This window comes from Streptomyces sp., from assembly GCF_019510245.1.
Lineage (GTDB): Bacteria > Actinomycetota > Actinomycetes > Streptomycetales > Streptomycetaceae > Streptomyces.
Window position 1 is genome coordinate 1 of sequence record NZ_JAEKKT010000518.1, and the last position, 1,525, is coordinate 1,525.

The 1,525-nt window shown below is 69.7% G+C and carries 3 protein-coding genes; all 3 read right to left on the bottom strand.

Annotated elements, in window-relative coordinates; translation table 11 throughout:
- On the bottom strand, positions 1–187 hold a 187-nt coding region (locus tag JF597_RS54915), incomplete at its 3' end, for a hypothetical protein (RefSeq protein WP_294014702.1).
- 102 nt (positions 188–289) lie between these two features.
- Positions 290–1,261 (bottom strand): 2-oxoglutarate and iron-dependent oxygenase domain-containing protein, encoded by a 972-nt coding sequence (locus JF597_RS54920; protein ID WP_294014704.1) that lies wholly within the window; start codon positions 1,259–1,261, stop codon positions 290–292.
- A gap of 83 nt (positions 1,262–1,344) precedes the next feature.
- Positions 1,345–1,503 carry an Arc family DNA-binding protein gene (locus tag JF597_RS54925; RefSeq protein ID WP_294014707.1) on the bottom strand — a complete coding sequence of 53 codons (159 nt, stop codon included), beginning with the start codon at positions 1,501–1,503 and terminating at the stop codon, positions 1,345–1,347.
- Positions 1,504–1,525 lie beyond the last annotated feature (22 nt).

The window sequence follows — 1,525 nt, forward strand, 5'->3', positions numbered from 1 at the left end:
CCGAGTGGAAGCCGGCGGTCAGGTCCTGGCGCAGGTCCTGGGCGAGGGCTGCGGCCTGCGCGTCGACGGCCGCGGTGTCCGGGGCGGTGATCCGCTGGTAGAGCAGGGTGCCGCCGACTCCGGCGGCCGCGGCGACGAGGGCGGTAGCCGTGATCAGCAGTCCCTGTACGGCGGTGCGCTTCCTCATGTCTCCCCCAGCTGCGACGGCCGCCCCGTGGCGTGTTCGGAAAACGGCCGTCGCACTGTATCCCCCGTGGCCAGAGGGCCTGCGGGGGACCCTGGGATCGCTTCAGTCGACCGTGATCGAGTCCAGCTTCGCCCTCAAGTACCCGTGGGAGTCGACGGGTTCGTGCGCCACCCGCCCGACCGGTGCCGGTACGGACTCGACGGTCGTGCCCGGGGTGCACTCACCGAAGTAGACGAGGGACATCAACTCCTCGGCGGGCGCGTCGGCCGGCGGCGGCAGCACCCGGTGCCGTCCGGACCGCCACCGGTCTCCCGTCCAACGGGCCATCAGGTCACCGATGTTGATGGTGAAGGCGTCCGGGTCGAAGGGCGCGTCCTCCCAGCCGCCCTCGTCCGTGAACACCTGGAGCCCGCCCTTGCCGGCCTGCCGGTCGAGGATCGTCACCGTGCCGAAGTCGGTGTGCGGGCCGATACGGAACTGGCCCGGCTGCGGCTCCCCGATCACCTCCGTGCCCGGGTACCAGTTGATGTTGAAGCCGTACGTCGGATGGTCCATGTGCCGGGAGAAGAAGTCGGGTGCGAGCCCGAGGGCCTCGCCGAGGAGTGACAGCAGTCGCTTCTCCAGGTCGCCCATCCGCTCCAGGTACTCCTCGCACAGCGACTGGAGCTCGGGCACCTCGGCGGGCCAGACGTTCGGCGCGTACCACTCCGCGTTGACGACCGGGTCCTCGAAGGGCTCGTGGGTGGCGAAGGTCAGCGACTCCTTCAGGTCCGGCGGGGTCTCGGTGCCCTCCGAGTAGCCGTTGGCCTCGGCTCCGGGACCGAGCCAGCCGCGGCCGCCGACCTTCGCGGAGTACGGCTGCTTGACGTCCGCGGGCATCCGGAAGAACGTCCGTGCGGCCTCCCGGATCCGGGAGCGCAGCGCCGGGTCGACGCCGTGCCCGGTGACCAGGAAGAACCCGGCGGTCTGCAGGGCCTCGTCCAGGGTGCGGGCGATGGCGGCGCGGGCGCCGGGGTCCGCGGAGAGCCAGGGCCGCAGGTCGATGGTCGGGATGCGGGGGGCAGGGGTTGTCACCGGGAACCTCCGGAATGCTCGGCCTTACAGGCCGGGGAGTAATGAAGCACCTGCGGAGCAGGGCAACGACATATGAATCGCCATCAGGGCGATTCGCTGTCCGCCTCAGTGGCGGCGCGCCCTTCCTCCAAGCGGTACACGATTTCGGAATTCAGGGACCTCCGGGCTGACTTCGCCTGAGTGACCAGCCATGCGTGGAGGTCTGCGGGCAACCTGAGGGTGATGCGGACTTCGTGATCCATACGGTGAATCTTAGTGGTAAAT

Bases quoted from the DNA above. Each gene is read 5' to 3' on its own strand.
- JF597_RS54925 (WP_294014707.1), bottom strand. From the start codon at position 1,503: ATGGATCACGAAGTCCGCATCACCCTCAGGTTGCCCGCAGACCTCCAC.